Here is a 17999-nt window from a genome sequence, read left to right on the forward strand (position 1 = left end):
AAAGCTAGTAGCAAAATTTACTGGCTTTTTTATGGCGCTGTTTTATAGCGCTTTTTTATCTGGCTTTTTTATTTCATCGCATTAACCAACAACGGCAATATTTTCCCCGCGTTGTCGGGTAACACGATGTCAACCGCTGCGGTCTGGGTCGGATTGGGATTAATCTCGATGACGGTTGCGCCCTGCTGTTTTGCCAAATCAATCAAGCCCGCCGCAGGATAGACCACGCTTGATGTGCCGATACTCACCAATACATCACAATTGAGCGTTGCCGTTTCTGCCGTTTGCCAAGCGTCCTGGGGTAACATCTCGCCAAACCACACAATATCCGGGCGAATCAAACCGCCGCATTCACAATGCTTTAACTCAGTGTCTGTGATATCAATGGCTTTGGCATACGGCTTGCCGCAATCATGACAGCGATTTTTGGCCAAATCCCCATGCAGTTTTGCCACCGTGGCACCGCCTTGCTCATGCAGATTGTCGACATTTTGACTAAACAGCGTCCAAGTTTTACCTTGCTGCTTTGCCAATGCTTGCCATTCGCCTAAGGCAAAATGGGCAGGATTGGGCTGTTTGTCGGCGATTTGTCCACGCCACCATTGGTGCCATTGCCACACCAAGGCAGGCTCCTTTTCAAACGCTTGAATGCTGACCAAATATTCGGCTTGGTATTGTTGCCACAGTCCGGTAAGTTTATCCCGAAAAGTCGAAATGCCACTTTCAGCCGAGACACCTGCCCCCGTCAGAATGGCAATATTTTGGGCGCATTTAATAACATCAGCGGCTTTAAAGAGAGCGACCTCTAGCGATGCGGGTGTATTTGTTATCATATTCATAGTCATAGTTTTTTGCGGTTAATGGGTTTATGGTAGTGAGGTTATCTTAGCATTTTTATGTGAGTGATTTTAGATTAGTAGTTTTAAGTTAGTAGTTGTATGTTAAAAATTTGGGCTAACGATTAGCAATAGACAGTTTGCGGTCAAATTCGCTACAATGAGCCACCAACATTAGAAACAAACAGGAACACTCATGAACTTACAAGCCCTCATGCAACAAGCGCAAATGATGCAAAAGCAAGTGGAAAAAAACGTTGAAAACGCCAAGAAAAAACTGGCAGAAAAAGAAGTGCATGCCGAAGCGGGTAGTGGCTTGGTCAAAGTCACCATGAATGGTCGCCATGTGGTCAAACGTTTATCAATCGATCCAAGCCTACTGCAAGACGACCCTGATATGATTGAAGATTTGATTGCGGCTGCTATCAATGATGCCGTGCGTCAGGCCGATGAACTACATGAGACTGAAATGGCGAGTGCCACCAACGGCATGGGTTTACCACCAGGGATGAATGGTTTATTTTAAACCCACTAGGGCTATACTAGGCTTATAAAGTAGCGCTATAAAATAGTGGAAAATTGCCTTGCGATTAGGCAGGCAAAACCCCATAAAAAGCTGATAATTGATTGTCAGCTTTTTTTATTTTTTATCATTTTTATAAGAATGCGCCTATGCTTACGCCAAAATTTGATGAACTTGTAAAACAACTCAAAGTACTACCTGGGGTCGGACCCAAATCTGCCCAGCGGATGGCACTGCACTTGCTTAGCTATAAGCGCCCGCAAGGTCAAGCATTGGGCGAAGCCTTGATTGTAGCGATGCATGATATCAAGCAATGCCAAGTATGCCGTGGTTTATCAGATGAAGATATTTGCCCGATATGTAGCGATCCGCGCCGCAATGAGCGCGTGCTTTGTATTGTAGAGACGGCAGCAGACATGATGGCAATCGAGCAAACCGCTGGGTTTAACGGTAAATACTTTGTGCTTGGCGGGCATTTATCACCCATTGATGGTATTGGTGTGGAGCAGCTCGGCATCAATCAGCTAATTGGGCTGTTAAAACAACACCAAGCCGCGCAAACCCCGGTGGAAGAAATTATTTTGGCAACCAGTACTACGGTAGAAGGGCAAACCACCGCGCATTTTATCAGTGAAGCGGTCAAGCCTTACGTTACCCATATCAGCCGGATTGCCCAAGGGATTCCGATGGGCGGCGAGCTTGAATATTTAGATAGTATGACACTGGGTCAAGCCCTGCAAAATCGTGGACGGTTATAAAATCTTTTCATCAGTTTGACAAGACAAAATCCTAGATTCATCATAAAATACGCTTAAATTATCCGTCCACAAGACCCAAGTTATGCTCATCCAAAACCCGTTAAGCCCAGCCCAATTACAACAACTTCATGACTTGCCAATCCATTGGGTGAAAACTCAGGACGCGCTTTTTGCCCTGCTCGATGACCTAGAGCAAGTCGATACCATTGCGTTAGACACTGAGTTTATCAAGCGCGACACCTTTTTTCCCATTCTTGCGCTGATTCAAATCAATACAGGCAAAGCGATTTATTTGATTGACGCGCCAAAGCTGTATTTAGAAGAATTTTGGGAAGTGTTAGCCGATATACCTACCGTGGTGTTACATGCGTGTGGGGAGGATTTGGGGATTTATTACTTACTCTCCAACTTGCCTGCGCTGCGCAATGTGTTTGATACCCAAATTGGGCTAGGTTTTTTAACGGGTGAAAATTCGCTTGGCTATCAAAAATCGCTGCAAGAAACCATTGCTGTGCATGTGGATAAAGGTGAAAGCCAATCAGATTGGTTGCAGCGCCCATTAACGCCTGAGCAAGAAAGCTATGCAGTAGACGATGTGCGTTATTTATTGCCGATGTTTGTTGCCATCAAAACACAGTTGATCGAGCAAGGTTTATGGCAATATGCGGTTGAAGACTGCCAAAGCTATACCCAAGAAATTTTTGCCAACTTTACCACGCCTGATAACGCTTTGTACTTGAGTGTCGCTGATTACCGCGATAATCGCGAGCAACTCGCCATGCTGCAAACTCTGTGCGAATGGCGCGAACAACTTGCCAAATCAATCAATAGACCACGCACTTTTATCCTGCGCCCGCAGGCGCTACGTGAAATCATCGAAAAACCGCCCTTTAGCATGAAGCAGCTAAGTTTTACCAGTATCAAGCCCAATGTGATTCGCATGTATGGGCAAGAGATTTTGACGCTGATTGATAAGGTACGTAAAGAAGATGACGCAGCCTATCCAGCTCTATTGCCTTTACCCTATCGCAGTCTGTCTAGCGATGTGCAAAAACAACTGGATAAAGCCATCAAACAGCATGGGCAAACCTTGTCAATTGATGAGACAGTATTGATGCGAAAAAAATGGCTGTCAGAGCTGTATGCTTATGCTGTCGCAGCAGAAAAACCGGCATTGAGCCCTTGGCTGAGTGGCTGGCGCAAAGCGTGGATTATGGCAGAGATTTTACCCATTTTAGATACGGTGATTGCCAATAACTCGGCATCTAGCGAGCATGAAACGACCACTGAATAAATAAAAAATCCCAACACTGATTGGGATTTTTTACTACTAAATGGCTTAAAAATAAACCGATTAAAAATAAACAGGTTAAAAATAAACCGCTTAAAACGAACCCAGCATGGTACCCAAAGCAATCACCACCGTCACCGCAATCAGCGGAATTGCCATCGTCACTATGGCGACATCTTTATAAGATTGCTTATGGGTCAAATGGCAAATGGCAAATAACGTAATCACCGCACCACTATGGGGTAGCGTGTCTAAGCCACCTGCTGCCATCACCGCGACCCGATGCAATAATTCAGGATCGATGCCATGCGCCACCGCCTGCGCCAAATATTCTTTGCCTAAAATGGGCAGCGCGATACTCAAGCCGCCAGAAGAAGAACCGGTGATGCCCGCTAAGGTGGTCATAGCCACGGCTTCTGAGATTAATGGGTTATTGGGTGATAGATTTAACACGCTATCTCGTAACACCGCAAACCCCGCCAATGTCGCAATCACCGCACCATAACCGACTTCTGAGCCTGTATTAAAAATAGGCAACATAGAGCTATAAGTGCCTTTATTGAGACTGTGTTGCAAGTTCGTCCATTTGCCCAAGCGCAGCACAATCAAAGCAATAATCGCGGTGACTAAAGCGATAATGATTGACCAAAGTCCCAAAGCGCCCTTGATATCCAAGTCTTTAAACTGCGCTTGCAGTGCAGAGAAATCCATACTCGGAAAAACCGCATACGTTAACAAGGCATTTATGCCGATGACCAATACCAAAGGAATCATCGCCACCATAAAAGAGGTGTGATGGGGGTCTAGGTTATCAGCATGCAGCTCATCATCTTCATGAATACCATATCCCTCGCCAGCCGTTTTGGCGCTATGGGCGCGTCGTTGCAGCCACAGCATACCCAAGCCAAACATCACGAGCGAACCAATAATACCCAGTATGGGTGCGGCAAAGGCATTGGTACCGTAATAGGGAATGGGAATCGCGTTTTGGATGGCAGGTGTTCCGGGTAACGCCGTCATGGTAAAGGTAAATGACCCTAACGCAATCGCCCCTGGAATTAGCCTTTTTGGCACCCCTGCTGACTTGAACAAATCTTTAGCAATCGGATAAATGGCAAAAGCCACCACAAACAGCGACACACCGCCATAGGTTAAAATCGCACAGACCAAAACCACAGCCAGTATGGCTTTATTCGCGCCTAATTTGCTAACCACCGTTCTGGCAATCGCTGTGGCAGCCCCAGAATCTGCCATGAGCTGACCAAACACCGCGCCCAGCAAAAATATGGGAAAAAACTTCAATAAAAATCCACTCAACGCTTTCATAAAAACGGTGGTATAGATAGGCAGTGCGCTTAGAATATCGCCTGACAGCGCCACCGCTAAGGTTGCCATCAAGGGTGCTAGAATTAATACAGAATAGCCGCGATAGGCGAAATACATTAATAGAAAGAGCGAAATAATAATCGCAATGGTACTAAACATGATGTCATCCTTGACTTATGATGGGTTTGAAATCACGCGTGGTGATTACAATTTTTTTGAGTCCCCTGCATCATAGCAGAATTGTTTTGACTCGCAATTGGCTTTATAGCAAAAAGCCACACATTTTTGCATGGCTTTTGTAAAAAATACGGTGAGTATTGATTGAAGTTTACTCCGCGATTTCACCATTCTCATAACTTGAGATATCGGGGCAAGAACAGATTAAGTTTTTATCGCCATACACATCATCGATACGGCTCACCGATGGCCAAAACTTATTGTCGCGTACATACGCCAGTGGATAGGCAGCTTCTTCACGGCTGTATGGACGATCCCAGTCACCGGTCACCACCTGTGCGGTATGTGGCGCGTTCACCAGCGGGTTGTTATCTGCTGGCCAGTCGCCGTTTTTAACTTTCATCGCCTCAGCTTTGATTTGAATTAAGGCTGAGATAAAGCGGTCTAGCTCTTCTTTGCTTTCTGACTCAGTGGGCTCAATCATCAAAGTACCTGCCACAGGGAAAGACATGGTAGGCGCATGAAAACCATAATCCATTAAGCGTTTGGCGATATCAACTTCAGTGATACCTGTTTCGGCTTTTAGTGGGCGAATGTCAATGATACATTCATGGGCGACGCGACCATTTTCACCACTATAAAGTACGGGGTAATGGTCTTTTAATTTCATAGCCGTGTAATTGGCATTTAATAGCGCAGCTTCCGTGGCTTGCACCAAGCCATCACGACCCATCATGGTGATATACATCCATGAGATAGGCAAGATGCTGGCTGAACCAAACGGGGCAGCCGATACCGCACTCATGCCATCTTGGGCATTGGGCACCGCAGATACGACGTGGTTGGCAATAAAAGGCGCCAAATGTGATTTCATGCCGATAGGACCCATACCAGGTCCGCCGCCGCCGTGTGGAATACAGAAGGTTTTGTGCAAATTCATGTGTAGGACGTCAGCACCGACATCCGCAGGTTGCATCATACTGACCTGCGCGTTCATGTTAGCGCCATCCATATACACTTGACCGCCGTGTTGATGAATCAAGTCACAGATATCACGGATACCTTCTTCAAACACACCGTGCGTCGAAGGGTAAGTAATCATCAAGGCGCCCAAATTGTCGCTGTATTTTTCCGCTTTTTCAGTCAAGTCGGCAATATCAACGTTACCACGCTCATCGGTGGCTACCACGACGACTTCCATCCCCATCATTTGTGCTGTGGCGGGATTGGTGCCGTGTGCGGAGCGCGGAATCAGACAGATATGACGGTTAGGTTGACCTAAGCTTTCATGATAACGACGAATCGCCAATAGTCCTGCGTACTCGCCTGAAGCGCCTGAGTTTGGCTGCATAGAGATAGCGTCAAACCCTGTGATGGCTTTGAGTTGCTCTTGCAAGCCTTCAATCATTTCAATATAGCCGCCCACTTGTTCGCGTGGCGCAAATGGATGCACATTGGCAAATTCATTCCAAGTAATCGGTAGCATTTCGCTAGTGGCGTTAAGTTTCATGGTACAACTACCCAGCGAAATCATACTGTGATTCATCGCCAAGTCTTTGTTTTCTAGCTTTTTCAAATAACGCAGCATTTCATGTTCGGTGTGATAACGATTAAAGACAGGATGAGTTAAAATCGCATCGGTACGTAGCAATGAAGCTGGCAGAGACAAGCTGATATCATCGAATAATTGAGTCGCTACGCCTGTGAATAATTGTGTGAGTACACCAAAATCTGCTGCATCACTGGTTTCGTTAAAGGCAATGGCGATATGGTTATCGTCTACTTTGCGCAGGTTATAGCCGATATTAAGGGCATTTTGATAGATTTGCTCAGTTTGACCTTCGGTATTGACCAACACCGTATCAAAAAACTGCTCATGCACAATCGACATGCCAGCTTGTTTGATGGCTTGGGCAAAAGCGCTTGCTAACGCATGAATGCGGGTGGCAATACGTTTGACGCCTTCAGGACCATGATACACCGCATACATCCCTGCCAAATTGGCCAGTAACACTTGCGATGTACAAATATTTGAGTTGGCTTTTTCGCGGCGGATATGTTGTTCACGGGTTTGTAGTGCCATACGCAAGGCTTGTTTACCTTGTGCATCCACTGATACGCCAATGATACGACCTGGGGCAGAACGTTTAGCGCTGTCTTTAAACGCAAAATAGGCCGCATGTGGACCACCAAAGCCCATCGGCACGCCAAAACGCTGGGTGTTACCCAGTGCCACATCCGCACCCATGCTACCCGGTGATTTAAGAAGTACTAGACTCATCACATCAGCGGCAACGATTGTTTGCGTGCCTTTGGCTTTCACTGCACTGATGATATCAGTTAAATCAACCACATCGCCTTCGCTACCCACGTACTGGAAAATTGCGCCAAAGAAATCGCCATTCTTGGCAACGTCAAAATCACCGACCACTATCTCCCAACCAAAATATTTGGCACGGGTTTTGATGACATCTAAGGTTTGAGGGTAGATACGGCTATCAACAAAAAATTGGTTAGATTTACTTTTACCCACGCGTTTTGCCATCGCCATCGCTTCAGCCGCCGCCGTCGCTTCGTCAAGCAAACTTGCGCCCGCCAATTCAAGACCTGATAAGTCAATACAAACTTGTTGGAAGTTAAGTAATGCCTCTAAGCGACCTTGGGCAATCTCCGCTTGGTAAGGGGTATAAGCCGTGTACCAGCCTGGGTTTTCAAGCACATTACGTTGAATCACCGCAGGTAAGCGAGTCGGATAATAGCCTAAGCCAATATAGCTTTTATTGACCTTGATTTTATCCGCCAACCCACGCAACTTTGCCAAGGCATCATGCTCAGTCATACTGAGGGGCAAATCTAACTCTTTGCTAAGACGTACAGAAGCTGGCACCGTCTGTTCAATAAAGCTTGCCATGCTGTCAGCGCCGACGGCTTTTAGCATCGCTTCTTTTTCATCTTGGCTAATGCCAACATGACGATGAATAAATTCTGATGATTGGAATAAATCAGCAAATGATTGAAAAGACGGTTGACTCATTCAAGTTTCCTTTAGCGTCTGATAAAACATTGAAAATAAAAATAGCAGGTTTTGTCATGGCTACCATGACAAACATCGGTTGAATGGATAAAAATTACACTTTAACGATATTACACCTTAACGATAAAGCGCTCACGCTCAAAACGGTATTGCTCACTATAGATACCACGCTCGTCGCGTTCACCGGCAGCAATCACCATACAAATATGCTGCTCTTCATTGAGGTCAAGCAATTTTTTGAGTTGCGGCTCATCAAATCCCCCCATCGGGCAACTATCAAAACCGTGGGCACGCAAGGCGAGCATCAAATTCTCGGCAGCCAGTGAGGTGCTAATGAGCGCCCAGTTTTTGAGATCATCAGCATCATAGATGGGGTCAACCATCGCACCTCTGACTTTGCGAGTGGCTTGCGTCAGCGCCCATTTGGCAGGGGTGAACACATTCATCACACCGCGCGTCATGGTCAGCGGAATAAGCTTGCCATAATAATCTTGCACAGGTTTTGGTACGGGTTTGACGGGAAAATACTTGATATTGTCTTTGGCATGTTGACGCCACGTGTCAGTACGAGCGACCACGACAATCAGCTTATTGGCGGTTTTTGCTGCATTTTGGCTCATACAATAGGTCACAGTTTTTTGGCGCTTTTCTTCAGATTCAATCACAAAAAATTGCCAAGGCTGTAAATTACTTGAGCTAGGCGCTAACATCGCCATATCGAGACAAGCATTGAGCACTTCATCACTGATGGGCGTTTTGGTAAAGCGTCGTACCGAACGGCGAGTGCTCACCACATCATAAAAACTGGCTTTTTTTGGGTCAGCAAGCGGGGTAAGTGTTGACATAGCAGCTCTCAAGTTAACAAAATAAAGGATGCATTACAGTTAATTGATAGGATAATAGACTAAGGTAATCAAGCGATTACCTTAGTGCTAGGCTCTATAACGACGATTAGATAAAAGCAATGAGATAAAGATAATTAAATACTATCTTGGTACTCGTCTGCGTCCATCAAGCCTTGGTAATCATCGGCATTGTCTGGTTTGATTTTAAAGAACCAACCTTCACCATAAGGGTCTTCATTAATGGTTTCTGGCGCATCTACCAATGCTTCATTGACTGCTAGGATTTCACCAGCGATGGGCGCGTAAACATCCGAGGCAGCTTTTACAGATTCGACCACGGCAATTTCAGCATCCACGTCAACGTGTTCACCCACTTCAGGCAATTCAACATATACGATGTCACCGAGCAAATCTTGGGCGTGGTGAGTAATACCAACGGTGATAGTACCGTCTTCTTCTTGGCGTAACCATTCATGACTAGCCACATATTTTAAATCTGCTGGAATATTGCTCATAACTATTTTCCTCAAAGCGAAAGTAGGGGTGAAAATAAAAGGCTGTTAGCCAAGCAGTCACACTTGGCGCCTTTTTACTAAACATTTTTAAAAGCCTAGTTTTAAAAGCCTAGTATTTAAAACCTAAGTAATTTAACAAACTGAGTAACAAAAATTTGGTCGATACAATGTATATCGACCAAACTTAAAAACCAACTTAGCGGTTTAACCCATTCAACAAGTGAATCGGATTAAATAGCATTACACACAAAGTTATAATCACGACCTTGTGAGGTCACGGTTAACGCACCTTCTGCACCTTTAACGCCCCAATCATACATGGTAGTTTTGGTGGCATTTGACAAGGTATAGCGGTTACCCGAACCTGATACATCTTGTTTTAACACCATCGCCGCTTGGTTTAGACCGAGCATTGGCGAGGTAATTTTTAAATTAGCGACATTGCTGCCGTTTTCTTCACCATAGAATGCCACAACTTCAGTGTTGTTGTCACACTTAAAGGTTTGTGAATTTGCTTGAACTGCCAACACTTGTGACGGACTAGGCTGTGCCACAGGAGTTGAGGTACAGGCCGCCAAGCTTGCCAAAAACGGTACAACAAACAGTAATTTTTTCATGATTTTACCTTCTAAAGTATGATGAATTTATTATCGGTTTTTCAAAGTACGCTGACTAATCATTTGAATATGGTTCATTAATAAGCGCTAAATCCATCATATCATGATAAAATCTTAGTTGAATTGTTTGTTGCCATTTCTAACAAACGGTAACGAAATGATACGTACTGGCGTCGGTGTACCCCGCAAATCAACGGTGGCTGCTGTATCCGTCGTCTTCGGAATACGGGCAATGGCAATCGATTGTTTGAGGCTTGGGCTAAAGGTACCGCTGGTGATTACGCCAGTTTTGCCATTGTCTAGCTTTACCATCATGCCTTCACGCAGTACCCCACGTGACTCTAGCACTAAACCTACTTGCATGACGTCATTACCCTCAGCAATCGCTTGGTCTTGTTTGGCTTGCATAGCCTCACGACCCACAAAATCCCGATCATCTTTTACCGCTAACGTCCACGCCATACCGCATTCATACGGATTGATGGATTCATCCATCTCATGACCATACAAATTCATGCCCGCTTCAAGACGTAATGTATCACGGGCACCTAATCCTGCTGGGGCGATGCCATGGTCTTTGAGTAAGGTAAAAAATGCTGAGGCTTGTGCTTGTGGCAAAATGACTTCAACGCCGTCTTCACCCGTATAACCGGTACGCGCCACAAACCAATCTACGCCTTCAATGTCGGTCAAATCTTTGCCCACAAAGGGTTTTAAGGTAGTTAGGCTATCTGCCCAATTTGGTTTGGCTTGGCTCAGTTTCTGCAGAGCATTGGGGCCTTGTACCGCAAGCATAGCAAGTTCTGGGCGCTCGGTAATGGTGACAGCAAAGTCTTTGGCGATTTTGTCAAACTGTGCCAAATCTTTATCACGGGTGGCGGCATTTGATACAATACGATACTCGGTCTCTGCATCGTTCATCCGGTAAACGATTAAGTCATCAATCACACCGCCGTTTTCGTTTAGCATGGCAGAATAAAGCGCTTTACCGACAAATTTGAGTTTGGCGACATCATTGGCGAGCAGTTTTTGCAGCCAAGCTTTGGCGTCTTTGCCGGCGATGTCAGTCACGACCATATGTGACACGTCAAACATGCCCGCATCCGTACGCACAACGTCATGCTCTTGAATCTGTGAGCCATAATGGATAGGCAATTGCCAACCAGAGAAGTCAACGATTTTGCCGTTGCTATCGATATGGGATTGATAAAAAGGGGTGCGGTTTAAAGGCTTGTCTGTGGCTGACATGGCAAATCCTTGAGTGGGTAAAATCAAATAACGGTTTGATGTTTGATTTGATGTTTTAATAGCGTGGGATAAAACGCTAAAACCAAACATCGCACATCAATAGAGCACTAAAACTAACCCAACCTGATGTCGGTAGCTATCAGCCCTATCTGTCCTGTTACCTGAGATTTTCAATCGACTTGTCAACTTCTTACTTCTTATAGTATAGACAGACAAGTCAATCTTTTCCCCTTCGGTGGTATTGCAAAGCAACACACTCTCCAGATTTGTTATATTTTGATGCAGTGCATACGCCACTGCCAAAAATTACGATTCCAGTCCTTTTACCTGAGCGATTATAGGGTCTTTACGCCTTCGGTGATGGTTTTGGTATTTCATAATTTGATGAAAAACAAAACAACATTCTCTCCTGAAATCTTCGGTTATTATGCTGGGTTTTTAACTTTTTGACAAGCAAATTTGCACAGATTTTATGACCGCCTGATGTTTTGGCAAGACTGCATTATGAGGATTATTGTGTTATAGCAAATAAAGCCAAAAGCAAGTATGATTAAAGCCACTGATGAACATGAAACTTTAAGTAGTTAAATAAAGTTAAAGTGTTTAAATAAAGTGCTTAAATAATTTTTGTGGTTTTGGGTTAAATTTTTGCGTGCTGACCCCATTAAAAGCAGAATAATTTAGCCTTTAACATTTTGAATATCTTTGAATATTAACCCCAAATACCAAAAGTTGTTACTAAAAGCTATTAAAAGTTACTATAAACGTCGGTGCTAACCTCGCTGAGTGAAAATTGGCTGATTGAGAACTGGTAGATGAGTTGGGTTATTACCTTATAAAGATGGCATGATAAAAGGAATAAAATAACGATGGACTTCATGAATATTTCGTTGATAGGCATTTTAACCAGTTTAGCCATGGGGGGTACGTTGCCCGACGATAGCAAAACCCAACAGCAATTGGCGCAAGTGTCGACTCATATTTTGCCAAATATCGCAGGACAGTGGCAGCTGCGACTTGATAAAACCGACGCTGCGCAGCCAAATTGCCAAGAGCGTTATAATTTTGGGCGCGATCAGCAATTTATCGGTTCAAGCGGTCAGGAATTTACGTATGGTAAATACTTGTACGCTGACACAGGCCATGGCTTACCCGCACTAGCGATTCAAACCCAATATGATAACAATGCAACAGACTGTTCTGGCAATCGCGTTGACCAGACGGGCGATATTTTGGTCGCTTATGTGAAACAGCAAGGCGAGCAGATGCAGTGGTGCAAGGACAGTCAAGGCACCCAATGTGCGATGACATTGTACCGTGTGTTACCCTAAATTTTTCTGCTTTTTCTCTGTACATCCCATAGCACTGGCAAGATTTGCCAGTGCTATTATTCCTGTTAAAACTTGCAACTAGTGTCAAATACTTATGATTCCACCTTTTTCAAGTGCCAATTCGCAGCAACGTCTAATTAGTCCGATGGGGCGCTCAGAAGACCAGAATGACAATAATATCCGTCCAGCCTTACTCGCTGAATATATCGGTCAGCCTGTGGTCAAAGAACAAATGGGCGTGTTTATCAACGCGGCATTATCGAGAAAAGAAGCGCTCGACCATACCTTGATATTTGGACCGCCTGGACTGGGTAAAACTACACTCGCCAACATTATCGCCCGTGAAATGGGCGGTAATCTGCGCTCGACGTCTGGTCCTGTGCTTGAACGCGCGGGTGATTTGGCAGCGATGCTGACCAATCTAGAGCCGGGTGATGTGCTGTTTATTGATGAGATTCACCGGTTAAGTCCGATGATTGAAGAAATCTTGTATCCTGCGATGGAAGATTTTCAGCTTGATATTATGATTGGCGAAGGACCTGCTGCACGCTCCATAAAGCTTGATTTGCCGCCTTTTACTTTGGTGGCTGCGACCACGCGAGCAGGTTTGTTAACCTCGCCACTACGGGATAGATTTGGTATTGTACAGCGATTAGAGTTTTATAATGTGGAGGACTTAACGACCATTGTCACAAGATCGGCTGGATTGCTTAACGTGCCTATGACCAAAGAAGGGGCGGTGGAAGTCGCTAGACGTTCGCGCGGCACCCCGCGTATTGCCAATCGCTTGCTACGCCGCGTACGTGACTATGCCCAAGTTAAAGGCGATGGCACCGTCACTGCTGAAATTGCGCATAGCGCACTCGATATGCTCGCAGTTGATAAACGCGGGCTTGATAATCTTGATAGACGTTATCTTGAGATGCTAGAGGAGCGCTTTAATGGCGGGCCTGCGGGGGTTGAGTCGATTGCGGCGGCTTTGGCAGAAGATAGAGGCACGCTTGAAGATGTGATTGAGCCGTATCTGATTCAGCAAGGCTATATCGTACGCACCGCACGGGGGCGGATGTTGACTTAGTTTTTTGAATGTTGTAGTGACAAACAAAAACCCCTTACATTGTGTAAGGGGTTTTTACTAATTTAATAGGGTTAGTTATTTATAAGGTGTTAAACACACATTATAACCAGAACCACTGTCTATTGGATTGATAACCGCGCCATCAGCAAAGGGACTACGCCAGTTTGGACGAATAGTAAAATCGGTGATATCTGTTACTAGTACTGGGAATTCAAATTTTGAACGCTGCTGTACATATTCAGTCCCATCGACTTTAGTAGTGACACGCACATTTGCGGTAAACCAGTTGGCGGTATCTTTGGCATAGCGTAGTTTGATGTCAAGCTTACCTGTGGCATCGGTGGTTAACGTCGCTGTGCCATCTTGCGTTAGTACGCTACCATCGCCACCTAAAATAGCGACTGGATTAAATGGGTCTAGTTTACCATTGGTGTTAGTATCTTCGCCAACATCCAGAATGTTGTTAAGGTTAAGGTCTTCAGCACGACAGATAATATCTTCAATCTTGGTTGGTATGATGCCAAGAGTTTTGCTAAAGTCTCGGTAAGCACGCATACCCCAAGCGACTGCATTGCCAGAGGCATCTCTGGCGGCATAGAACTCGCCACCACGATAGTAGTCAGGAATCACAGAAACAGAAACAGGTTGATTCACCACAGGTTTACCAGTGCTATTAACCACATAAATAGAGCCATTCATGATGTAGTATACTTCATCATCGCTTGAGGCAACTTTATCAGAGAAGCTCACCCCAATCGATGCGGCTTGATTTTGTACCGTGAGTGTTTTGATAGCAGTTTTTGGTGAGTTAATCAGCATATCAGTATTGCCAACGCGTACGGCTTTGACATCACTCTTGATTTGTACGGCATCGACTGCGGTAGGCACTTTACCTGCATAGTAGCGAATAGTTGCAAGACCCGTTTCATCAGTGAGCACGTAGGCATTACTAATTCTGCCGCCTGAAGCATCTTTGACAAGTGAGAACTCAACAATCGCGTTTTTGATAGGACGATCTAGGCTATCTTTGACGGTTGCTGTAACTTTGGCTTCACCATTGGTATTAACAATCGTGATGTCAGAGTTTAAGAAGAATTTATCTACGTTTCTGGAAATAAAGCTAATATTATCACTGAGTAATGGCTTAGCTTGTTCATCTTCAACTGTCAATACTGCATTACCTGGGACACCTGAGGTAAGGTTGAACACAGCTTTCCCATCACTGACATCCGCTGATATACGCGTACCTGTCTGACTACCAACAGTGAGTTGTCCTTTGGTGGTTGATAAATATACTTTAGTAATGCCAGCAACTTTTGGGGTATTGACAGTAATCGTATAAGGCTGATCAACCAATGCTTCATTATCGACTGTATTAATCCCATTTTGGCTAACAGTGATGGTGGTGGTATTTGGAGTAAGCTTGGTCAAAGTATAAAGATTGCTAAATACTTGATAACTCGCTGGGTTAGCTTGATTACTTACACGAACTGCTAAGTTGATTTTACCACTGGCATCGGCGCCTAACTGCGAAACAGTCTTGGTAACACTATAGGTACCTGCTGCATTGGTAACGGCTGTCTCAATAACAGTCGTTGGGTCATCTTTGTTAAACAATTCGATGGTGGTATTAGCGATGGCTTTTTGGGTGCCATCAAGTAGCGTGCCTGTCAGTGTCACATTGTCAGTTGGCAATACAGAGGTTTGCGAAGCAGTAGCATTTTGAATCACTGTACCTGATACTGCAATATCTAGTGTCTGCTCTTCGGCTTGGTAATTGCCATCATTGACAATTACTTTTACTTTAGCATCATGGTTAAGTCTGGATAACAAGCCTATATCGCTTTGTTTAAGTGTGACAACGACATTGCCGCTGCTATCAGTAGTTAAGGATGACGTTTTATCAAAAGATAAACCATAGCTAACACCGTTATCCAAGATTTGTAGATATACAGGAACATTCGCTTTGATACCACCTTTAGTATCAGTGACATGAATCGTTAGAGTCATTTCATCACTGCCAGTAGTCAAGCTATCTTTTGACTTGTTGACAAAGAATTGATAAGCAGGGGTATTGGCATTGCTTGTTGCGCTGCGGACGGTAGTAGTACCCACAGACACACCAGATTGGGCAGTGACGACTAAACCATTTTGCAAGGCAGTCGTTGCTTTTGCCAAGTCTTTGATTTCAACTTCAATGGTTGCTTCACCATTGGCGTTGGTATTGACAACCGCACCTGTATTATTGACCAAGCCAGAATCCGTTGGGACTTTGAAGCTGACTTGCGCATTTGGCACGATGGCGCCGTTTTTATCTATTGCAAGCGCTGTGACTTTGACTTTTGAGCCAACAGCCAATTGAATTGCTGAATCACTGGTTAATAGCAATGAGTTGACGCTATTGGCAGTAATCGCTTCTTGGGTTCTTAAGGTGACCGTTGAGCTAGTGATAGCACCGGCAGTTGCCTTAAATGATAGACCACTGGTTTGTAGATAATATTTTTGGTCTGGGGTGAGCGCACCGACTTTTAAGGTTAATACCGCTTCACCATTGGCATTGGTGGTTGCCTGAAGTGGGGTAGTATTAGTTATACCCGTCGCAGCTGCCGCATCCAATAGCGTAAAGCTGACAGGCATATTGGCGAGACTTACGTTGTTGGCATCTCTGACTTGTGCAGTTATATTAATGGTGTCACCAGTGTTGGTTGTCAAATCCTTGTTTGTAAAGAAACTGACTTTAGCGATATCTGCAACAGTTGCTACTTTTATAGATTTTAAAGTAACGGCAGTAGCGGTCTTAGCGTTTGAAGAGGCATTTACCGTAAAGCCTTCAGCTAGTTTAGCTTTTTGGGCTGTGGTCAAAGAAGCGTTGACAGCAAAAGTCATCACTGCTTGACCTGAACCATTCGTATTAGGAGAAGAACTGGCTATGGTTAGTCCATAATCAGCGAGTGTGGGATAACTAAATGCGACAGGTGCATTGCTAACAGGTTTGCCATCTTTACCAAGCGTTGTTGCGGTTATACTAAACTGAGCGTTAGGCGTCAAAGAGATTGTATCAACGCTGGGGGTTAAGCTAATTGAGTTTACTAAACTTTCAGCTGTTTCATTTTTAGCGGTCAAGCTCGCTTGGGCAAATTTACCATTAGAAGATGCATTAACGGTGAAGCCTTCGATTAATTTAGCTTTTTGAGCAGTAGTCAGTGAGTTTACTGTGAAAATAACAGTAGCTTGACCAGATCCATTCGTAGTTGCCGAAGAATTTGCTACCGTCAATCCGTATTCTGCAAGTGTTGGATAAGTGAAGGCAATAGGCGCATTACTAATAGGTTTGTTGTCTTTATCATTAGTCGTTACAGTTAATGTGAATGTAGAACCAATAGTTAAGGGAATTGAGTCCACATTAGGGGTTAGAATAATAGAGTTAACTAAGCTTTCTGCTGTAACCGAACCAGTATTGGTATCAAGGTTATCAACACCTTTAAAGGTTGGTCTATTTGACGCTTTTAAATCAATATCTCTATCAATAAAGGCATTAACTTGAAAACCATTTTTTAGATCTTCTCTTTTATCTAAAGACATGACTTGCAAAGTAATTGTAGCAATACCTCTATCATCGGTATTTACAGTAGAGCCAGAAAGATTATAAATACCTAGACTTGGTAAATCTGGTAAATCAAAAGTAACAGGAACATTTTTTAAAGCGCCGCCTTTACTATCAGCGACAAATGCACTTACTGTAATTTGCGTACCTACCTCAAGTTTGAAGTTTGCATTGGAGGGAGAAAGCATAAGTGAACGGGCATCGTTAATAACATTAGTTATTTCAGTAGATGTAGCCGGTGCAGCGCCAGTTAAGCTAATTGTTCCATTCGTAATGGCTTGCTTGCTATTGGTTGGTTTCACACTAATTGAAAGTTTATCACTGTTTGCTTTTAAATAAGCGGTTGCTTTTGCCAAATCTTTAATTTGCAGTTCAATCGCTGCTTCACCATTGGCATTGGTGGTAATAGGTGTTGGTGTAATGACATAGATTCCACTTGTCGCTGGGTCTGGAATGATTGCATCTACAATTACACCTTCTACAGGTTTACCACTTTTTAACGCATTAGCAATAATTGTAAACTTTTCGTCTTGTTTAAGAATGAAAGTATTAAAAGATTTGGTGATAGTCATACTATCAACATCTTTAACATTAGTAGTGGGAGTTGTGGTATCCCCATTACTTTGACCTGGCTTCGAAGGCGGGGGCAATGTATCATTACCGCCACCACCGCCACAACCAGCGAGGGCAAGTGCGGTCGTCAATGCAGAGAGTTGAAAGGACTTGATTAGGTTGGTAGAGATAGCCATAAAGTTATCCTAAAGTGAGTAAGACTGCTAAATAAAGCGATAGAGATAAATAGAATCAGAAAAAATT

The 17999-nt window shown here is 44.2% G+C and carries 13 protein-coding genes and 2 riboswitches; of the genes, 5 read left to right on the forward strand and 8 right to left on the reverse strand.

Annotation, left to right across the window (positions count from 1 at the left end; genetic code table 11):
- Positions 1-68 precede the first annotated feature (68 nt).
- Complete coding sequence (locus RNZ41_RS03570) at positions 69-833, reverse strand: NAD-dependent deacylase (protein WP_314027595.1); 765 nt, start codon at positions 831-833, stop codon at positions 69-71.
- 199 nt (positions 834-1032) lie between these two features.
- Between RNZ41_RS03570 and RNZ41_RS03575 the strand changes: the two genes are divergently transcribed.
- From RNZ41_RS03575 to RNZ41_RS03585, 3 genes are all read left to right on the forward strand, one after another.
- Positions 1033-1362, forward strand: coding sequence for a YbaB/EbfC family nucleoid-associated protein (locus RNZ41_RS03575; protein ID WP_007115923.1), 330 nt, complete (start codon positions 1033-1035; stop codon positions 1360-1362).
- A gap of 146 nt (positions 1363-1508) precedes the next feature.
- Positions 1509-2117, forward strand: a complete 609-nt coding sequence (gene recR / locus RNZ41_RS03580) for a recombination mediator RecR (RefSeq protein WP_007115924.1) — start codon at positions 1509-1511, stop codon at positions 2115-2117.
- A gap of 82 nt (positions 2118-2199) precedes the next feature.
- Positions 2200-3411, forward strand: a complete 1212-nt coding sequence (locus tag RNZ41_RS03585) for a ribonuclease D (RefSeq protein ID WP_007115925.1) — start codon at positions 2200-2202, stop codon at positions 3409-3411.
- Between the two features lie 90 nt (positions 3412-3501).
- Here RNZ41_RS03585 and RNZ41_RS03590 read toward each other — a convergent pair whose 3' ends face one another.
- The 6 genes from RNZ41_RS03590 to gcvT all read right to left on the reverse strand — a co-directional run bounded on the left by RNZ41_RS03590 (position 3502) and on the right by gcvT (position 11170).
- The gene (locus RNZ41_RS03590) at positions 3502-4893 is read right to left on the reverse strand and encodes a GntP family permease (protein ID WP_314027596.1); all 1392 of its coding nucleotides are present in this window, start codon (positions 4891-4893) and stop codon (positions 3502-3504) included.
- A gap of 169 nt (positions 4894-5062) precedes the next feature.
- Positions 5063-7945: an aminomethyl-transferring glycine dehydrogenase gene (gcvP, locus tag RNZ41_RS03595; RefSeq protein ID WP_060994353.1), complete on the reverse strand. Its 2883-nt coding sequence runs from the start codon at positions 7943-7945 to the stop codon at positions 5063-5065.
- A gap of 110 nt (positions 7946-8055) precedes the next feature.
- A complete protein-coding gene (locus RNZ41_RS03600; protein ID WP_282841943.1) occupies positions 8056-8790 on the reverse strand; it encodes a nitroreductase family protein in 735 nt (244 codons plus the stop codon).
- A 134-nt stretch (positions 8791-8924) separates the two neighbouring features.
- Positions 8925-9305, reverse strand: a complete 381-nt coding sequence (gcvH, locus tag RNZ41_RS03605) for a glycine cleavage system protein GcvH (RefSeq protein ID WP_007115930.1) — start codon at positions 9303-9305, stop codon at positions 8925-8927.
- Positions 9306-9535: 230 nt separating this feature from the next.
- Positions 9536-9922 (reverse strand): MliC family protein, encoded by a 387-nt coding sequence (locus RNZ41_RS03610; protein WP_314027597.1) that lies wholly within the window; start codon positions 9920-9922, stop codon positions 9536-9538.
- A 114-nt stretch (positions 9923-10036) separates the two neighbouring features.
- The gene (gene gcvT / locus RNZ41_RS03615; protein WP_159676504.1) at positions 10037-11170 is read right to left on the reverse strand and encodes a glycine cleavage system aminomethyltransferase GcvT; all 1134 of its coding nucleotides are present in this window, start codon (positions 11168-11170) and stop codon (positions 10037-10039) included.
- A gap of 139 nt (positions 11171-11309) precedes the next feature.
- Positions 11310-11444: riboswitch (glycine riboswitch) on the reverse strand.
- Between the two features lie 31 nt (positions 11445-11475).
- A riboswitch (glycine riboswitch) is annotated at positions 11476-11592 on the reverse strand.
- A 456-nt stretch (positions 11593-12048) separates the two neighbouring features.
- On the opposite strand from gcvT, the gene RNZ41_RS03620 reads away from it, so the two are divergent.
- Together RNZ41_RS03620 and ruvB are read left to right on the forward strand one after the other, a co-directional pair.
- Positions 12049-12501 (forward strand): hypothetical protein, encoded by a 453-nt coding sequence (locus RNZ41_RS03620; protein WP_314027598.1) that lies wholly within the window; start codon positions 12049-12051, stop codon positions 12499-12501.
- A 94-nt stretch (positions 12502-12595) separates the two neighbouring features.
- Positions 12596-13579, forward strand: coding sequence for a Holliday junction branch migration DNA helicase RuvB (gene ruvB, locus RNZ41_RS03625; RefSeq protein WP_062331309.1), 984 nt, complete (start codon positions 12596-12598; stop codon positions 13577-13579).
- A 75-nt stretch (positions 13580-13654) separates the two neighbouring features.
- Here ruvB and RNZ41_RS03630 read toward each other — a convergent pair whose 3' ends face one another.
- The gene (locus tag RNZ41_RS03630) at positions 13655-17932 is read right to left on the reverse strand and encodes a hypothetical protein (RefSeq protein WP_314027599.1); all 4278 of its coding nucleotides are present in this window, start codon (positions 17930-17932) and stop codon (positions 13655-13657) included.
- Positions 17933-17999: the final 67 nt, after the last annotated feature.

Origin of the sequence: Moraxella sp. DOX410, assembly GCF_032248735.1 — a bacterium.
Classification (GTDB): domain Bacteria; phylum Pseudomonadota; class Gammaproteobacteria; order Pseudomonadales; family Moraxellaceae; genus Faucicola; species Faucicola tetraodonis.